This is a genomic window from uncultured Mycobacterium sp., assembly GCF_964249325.1.
Taxonomy (GTDB): Bacteria; Actinomycetota; Actinomycetes; order Mycobacteriales; family Mycobacteriaceae; genus Mycobacterium.
Genome location: NZ_CAXUCH010000119.1, coordinates 1 through 5,592, shown reverse-complemented (window position 1 = coordinate 5,592; position 5,592 = coordinate 1). Strand labels below are relative to the sequence as shown.

Sequence of the window (5,592 nt, the reverse complement as noted above, 5' to 3'; positions counted from 1 at the left end):
CCCGACGACCGCGCTCATGTCCAGGAGCTCCTCGACTACGCACTGCAGTCGCAGGCGTCGTTTTCAAGTCGTCACCGCTTTATCGACACGGCCGGAAATGTGCACGACGCGATCGTGGTGGCCGACCGGATGCTGGACGACAACGGTGCCGTGGTGGGCACGGAAGGCTACTACATCGACCTCACCGACATCTTCGACGAGACCCGCCACCAGGTTCTCGACGAGGCTCTGCCGGATGTGCTGGAATCCCGCGCGGTGATCGAGCAAGCAAAGGGCGTGCTGATGGCGATCTATCGAATCAACGCGGATCAAGCCTTCCATATCCTGCAGTGGCGCTCGCAGGAGACCAACACCAAAGTGCGCCTGCTGGCCAAGCAACTGGTCTCTGAAGTCGACACCCTGGTCCCCACGTCGTCAACGATCCAGAACCAGTTCGACCACTTGTTGCTGACGGTCCACGAGCGCGTCGGGTCGGAGCCGGTCGGATAACGGCGACGGTTCCCACCGACTGGAGCTGGCCTCGGGGTTAGGCTTTGAATCATCTTGTACGGCGAAGACGGCGGATCGGGCACCGCGCCTTGTCTCTCGACCGGACCCTCACAAATGGTCTTAGGGCCGGCTGGAAGGAGTCGAGGCAAAGCAATGGAAGCGTTGGCGGTCAACCATGAGCATGACGACGACGGGATCGTGGTACGGGTCAAGGGCGACATCGACTCTGGCACAATCGGCGAACTCGTCACCGAGCTGACAACAGCGCTGAACCTGGCGTCCACGCACCCGGCCCGGCTGCTCGTCGTTGACCTGCAGGAGGTGAACTTCTTCGGAAGTGCCGGCCTGAACGCGGTGCTCAATTGTCACGACCAAGGTGCCGCCACTGGAACATCGGTTCGCCTGGTGGCCAACCGCGCCGAGGTGGTCCGCCCGATCGAGGTGACAAACCTGGACCGGGTACTTGACCTGTATCCCACGCTCGCCGACGCGCTGCGCTCACGCGACACCGACAAGCAAGCATGAACCGGTCCGGCGCCTTGCCGCCCGACCTTGCCGCGGCAGTCGCGCTGGGCGGCGAGATGGGCCGCCGGTTCGCCGCATTCGATTGGGCAGCACACCCATTGGGACCCCCGAAGGACTGGCCAGTCGAGTTGCGCACCACGGTTGCCACGACGCTGACCTCGCGGTTTCCGATCGTGCTGTGGCTGGGGCCGCAGGATTTGTTCCTGGTCTACAACGATGCCTATGTCCCGATTTTCGGTGACCGCCACCCGGCATCGCTCGGGCGGCGCGGACGCGAAGTGTGGTGGGACATCTGGGACCAGATCGGGCCCATGCTCGACAGTGTGGTCACCACCGGGCAGGCCACCTGGTCCGACGACTTGCTGCTGCCTATCGTCACCGGTGGCCGGCGGCAAGAACGGCGGTTCACCTTCAGCTACGGCCCCCTGCTGGGCGATGGCAAGGTTCACGGTGTATTTGCAGCGGTCAGCGAGACGACCGAGCGGGTCTTGAGTCAACGACGCATGCACGTGCTTAACGCGGTCGCGGCTGCGGTGATGGAGACTCGAACGATCGACGACGCGGTGGCGGCTGCCGTCGCGGTGTGTGCGGAGCAACCCGCCGATCTGTCGTTTGTCGCCGTCTATGTCAGCGACCCGCAGACCGGGGACATCACGCTTCGCGGTGCGACATCTTCGGTGTTGTCGGTGTTGCCGAGCTCTCTGGCGGCGGTGACCGAGTTTCATCCGACGGGGCGGTCGCGGGCCGAAGCGCAAGTAATCGACGACGTTGCGGCCGTGATTCCCGGCATTCAGGCATTGGGCGACGATTGCCCTGAGCCGGCGCTGGTGTTGCCGGTGGGTGAGGAGATGACGGCCGGGGCGCTGGTGATCGGGCTGAATCCGCTTCTCCCGTTCGACACCCAGTACCGCGGTTTTTGTGAACTGCTCGCCGACCAGCTCTCGTCGGCTTTGGCCTCGGCGGTTTCGTACGAGCAGCAACGGCAGCGAGCCGAAGCGCTCGCTGAACTCGACCGCGCCAAGACGGCATTTCTAACCAATGTCAGCCACGAGTTCCGCACCCCGCTGACCCTGTTGCTCGGACCGCTCGAGGATGCGCTGGCCGAAACCGAGCCGGAAAGCGTGCTCGCGGAGCGGCTTAGCACCGCCCGTCGTAATGCCCAGCGCCTGCAGCGCTTGGTGGACTCCCTGCTCGATTTCTCTCGGATCGAATCCGGCCGGGCCGCCGCCAGGCTGGTGTGCACCGACGTCGGCGCACTGACCGCGCATATCGCCTCGTCGTTCACCGAACTTTGCCAGCGCGCCGGACTCGACCTCGTGATCGACTGCTCTCGGGTGCTGGCCGACGTGGACCCCGATATGTGCGAGACGATTGTCCTCAATTTGCTGTCCAACGCGGTCAAATACACGCTGCAGGGCACTATTTCGGTGGAGGCGCGCAGCGACTCGGAAGCGTGCCGCGTCAGCATCCGCGACACCGGTGTCGGGATGGCCGAGGACGACCTGAAAAGGTTGGGGGAACGCTTCTTTCGCGCCGACACCGCCCGCGGGCGCAGCGTGGAAGGCACCGGAATCGGCTTGTCGCTGGTGCACGGGCTTGTCGAGCTGCTGCACGGGACGGTGGAGGTCGAAAGCGAGCCGGACCGCGGCACTAGCGTCACCATCCGGCTGCCCCTATCGCTCGACACCAGGCCGGTGGAGCATTCGCCCGCGGGCTTAGGGGACAACCCCTACGTCGTGGAGGCAAGCCAGTGGTTGGCCGCAGCCCAGCAGCCCGATGGATCCCTAGAGCGACGCCGCGAGCTGGTGCTGATCGCCGACGACAACGCCGACATGCGGGCTCATCTGCAGCGCGTGCTATCCCCGCGCTGGGACACGGTTTTGGTCGCCGACGGCGAATCGGCGTTGAAGGCCATGCGCGAGCTTCGCCCTGACGCGGTGGTGACCGATGTCATGATGCCGGAGCTGGACGGGTTTAGCTTCGTCGGGGCGATCCGCGCCGATCCAGAGCTGGCGGCGACGCCGGTGTTGATGTTGTCGGCCCGGGCCGGCGCCGAAGCGGTCAGCGAAGGCTACGCCGGCGGCGCAGACGACTACCTGCCCAAACCCTTCCGCTCCCAGGAGCTCATCGACCGGGTGGCGGCCCGGTTGTCGGCGGCCTCCCGCGAGCGTGCCAGTCGGCGACAGCGCGAAGCTGAGGTGCGACGTGCCGCCGCATTGGCCGAACTCGACACGGCTTTGCAATCCGCCGACTCGCTAACCGAGATCCTCGACGCCCTGTCTGGCTCGTCGCTCGGCGGATGCGACGTTCCCGCGGTGATATCGCTCGGTGTGCTCGACCGGCAAGCCAAGATCGTGCGATTCGAATTCGCCGGTGCGGTTCCCGCCGAATACCGCGACCGCTACCACGTGGCTTCGTTGGACGCGCCGCTGGTGCCGGTCGACGTCATCAAGACCGGCGAGCCGATGATCGTCCCCGACACTTTCGCGCTGTCCCCGCGCTATCAGCACATAGTTCAGCAAACTGAAAGCGGTGTTCGCGCGTGTGTCAGTCAGCCGTTGCGCGATCACGGCGGACGCGTCATCGGTTCGCTGGGGTTGCTGTGGCGCGCGCCGCGGCACTTCGACCCGGCCGAGCTCGACATGTTCGCTCGGACGGCCGAGATCACGCAGTCGGCTTTGGACCGGATTTGCGCCCTGGAGCGTGAACGCCATATCGCCGTCGAATTTCAGGAACAACTTCTCGACCTCGACCGCGGGCAGACGGCGGCGGTGGTTGCCGCGGTGTACCAGCCGGCGGGGGAGGCGATGCGCGTCGGCGGCGACTGGTACCTGGTGACCCCTCTCGACCGCCCCGGCAGGGTCGGCATATCTGTCGGAGACGTTGTCGGACACGGCCTATCCGCAGCGATCGTGATGAGCAGGCTGCGCGCCGCCGTGGCGGCAACGGCCCTCACCCAGTCCGATCCCGCCGCGGTCCTGTCCGTCTTGGACCGCTATGCGGCGACGGTGGCGGGCGGGCGGTGCGCGACGGTTACCTACGCCGTCGTCGACGCACACAGCGATATCGGTTCTGCCACACTCCGTTACAGCAGCGCGGGCCACCCCTATCCGCTGCTGGTCCCGCCGGACGGTCCGCCGGTGTTCCTACAGGCCGGTCGACGTCCGCCGGTAGCCGCACGCGCAACCCCAGCCGCCGACCACCCGGCGCAAACCGAGCTGGTGCCGGGGAGCCTGATCCTGCTCTACACCGACGGGCTGATCGAACGTCCCGGCAACACGCTCGACCACGGATTCGCTCGGCTGCGGGAGGCAGCTGCGCACTGCGCGGACCGGCCGGTCGGCGACATCTGCGCACAGCTGCTCGAGCGGATGCGGTCGCCCGGCGGCTACACCGACGATGTGGTGCTGCTGGCGCTGCGGCCGCGCCACAGCACCGCTCGCAGTCTGGCCACCGTGGTGTTCGCTGACCCGTCATGCATCCGCGACGCACGCCAACAGCTGGGCGGCTGGCTGACCGGCATCGGTGTCGACGCCAGCCGCAAACACGACATCGTGTTGGCGACCGCCGAAGCGGTCACCAACGCGATCGCACACGGCAGCCACTGCGATTCGCGCCGAACGGTGTCCGTCGAGGCGTTCCTGCGCGGTGACACCGTAGCCGCGACCGTCAGCGACTCCGGTCAGTGGTCGGACGATTCCGCGGCCAGCCTCCGCAGCCAGCAAGGCGGCCGGGGACTCACCCTGATCAACGCACTCACCGATCACGTCGACACTGTCCGCACCGCGCACGGCACGCGAGTCACGTTGCAGTTCGACCACGCGGTGGCGCGGTAGCGTCAGACCTCTTCCATGGCTTCGCCGAGCTGCTCAAGAAGCTTGTTGTGGTGGTTGTTGGCCATGATGTGTCCGGCGGCGATGACCAGGGCGACCGGCCAGTCGATGAGTTCGAACATGGCGAGCGCCGCCAGCCCGCCGTAATAGGCCAGCTGCTCCGGCCGCGGAACTTCCACTCGGCCCACCACGGGAAGGTTCACCAGGAACGACTCACCCCGGCGTATCTCCTCCACCGCTTCACTTTGCGAAGTGCCGCGACGCGACTTCCTTTCAACCATGATTCGCCTTTCGGTAACTAAGGATTTGCCGTCGAGCCGGGTGCTCCGGTCACTGTCGAACATATGGCGACGACGGATGCTCTGGCCGACCCGCTAGTTTCAGCGCTGGGCGCGCTGCTGACTGTTCCCCTGGTGCACCTGTACGCGGTGGCGTGGCGGCTCGGCGTCGTGGACGTCGTGAAGACTGATCGCTCGTCGGCTGAGCCGGAATCGACGGCTGCTCTGGCTGCGCTGCTCGCTGACCAGCGACAAGGCGGTTCAGCACACCGACCGCGGCGGTCGCGGCGGTCGCCGAACCCAGCGCCTGCGCCCACGCAACCGGACCAAGCGGCGTACAGCCAAGCAGCTGGCTGACGCCCGGAATGCTGATCAGCGTCCCCATCACGACAAGCGAGCCACCAGCGGTGAACACCACCAGCGGAGCGTGCGAATCCAGCAGTGTCTGGCCCAGCTGAGTAGTGACC

The 5,592-nt window shown here is 66.2% G+C and carries 4 protein-coding genes and 1 pseudogene (1 of these 5 only partly in view); 4 read left to right on the top strand and 1 reads right to left on the bottom strand.

Annotation, left to right across the window (positions count from 1 at the left end; all coding sequences use genetic code 11):
• The 3 genes and pseudogenes from ACFE99_RS15320 to ACFE99_RS15310 all read left to right on the top strand — a co-directional run.
• Positions 1–489 (top strand): annotated as a pseudogene (locus ACFE99_RS15320) (PAS and ANTAR domain-containing protein); it begins 158 nt to the left of the window's first position.
• Between the two features lie 153 nt (positions 490–642).
• Positions 643–1,014 carry an STAS domain-containing protein gene (locus ACFE99_RS15315; protein WP_375486701.1) on the top strand — a complete coding sequence of 124 codons (372 nt, stop codon included), beginning with the start codon at positions 643–645 and terminating at the stop codon, positions 1,012–1,014.
• A complete protein-coding gene (locus ACFE99_RS15310) occupies positions 1,011–4,850 on the top strand; it encodes a SpoIIE family protein phosphatase (RefSeq protein ID WP_375486699.1) in 3,840 nt (1,279 codons plus the stop codon). Before ACFE99_RS15315 ends, ACFE99_RS15310 begins: the two co-directional genes overlap by 4 nt.
• 2 nt (positions 4,851–4,852) lie before the next feature.
• Here ACFE99_RS15310 and ACFE99_RS15305 read toward each other — a convergent pair whose 3' ends face one another.
• Positions 4,853–5,128 carry a hypothetical protein gene (locus ACFE99_RS15305; protein WP_375486712.1) on the bottom strand — a complete coding sequence of 92 codons (276 nt, stop codon included), beginning with the start codon at positions 5,126–5,128 and terminating at the stop codon, positions 4,853–4,855.
• A 63-nt stretch (positions 5,129–5,191) separates the two neighbouring features.
• Here ACFE99_RS15305 and ACFE99_RS15300 point away from each other — a divergent pair, with 63 nt between their 5' ends.
• Entirely contained in the window at positions 5,192–5,482 is a 291-nt protein-coding gene (locus tag ACFE99_RS15300) for an Rv1535 domain-containing protein (RefSeq protein ID WP_375486697.1), read from the top strand.
• The last annotated feature ends 110 nt before the right edge of the window (positions 5,483–5,592 follow it).

Bases quoted from the DNA above. Each gene is read 5' to 3' on its own strand.
- ACFE99_RS15310 (WP_375486699.1), top strand. From the start codon at position 1,011: ATGAACCGGTCCGGCGCCTTGCCGCCCGACCTTGCCGCGGCAGTCGCG.
- ACFE99_RS15315 (WP_375486701.1), top strand. From the start codon at position 643: ATGGAAGCGTTGGCGGTCAACCATGAGCATGACGACGACGGGATCGTG.
- ACFE99_RS15305 (WP_375486712.1), bottom strand. From the start codon at position 5,128: ATGGTTGAAAGGAAGTCGCGTCGCGGCACTTCGCAAAGTGAAGCGGTG.
- ACFE99_RS15300 (WP_375486697.1), top strand. From the start codon at position 5,192: ATGGCGACGACGGATGCTCTGGCCGACCCGCTAGTTTCAGCGCTGGGC.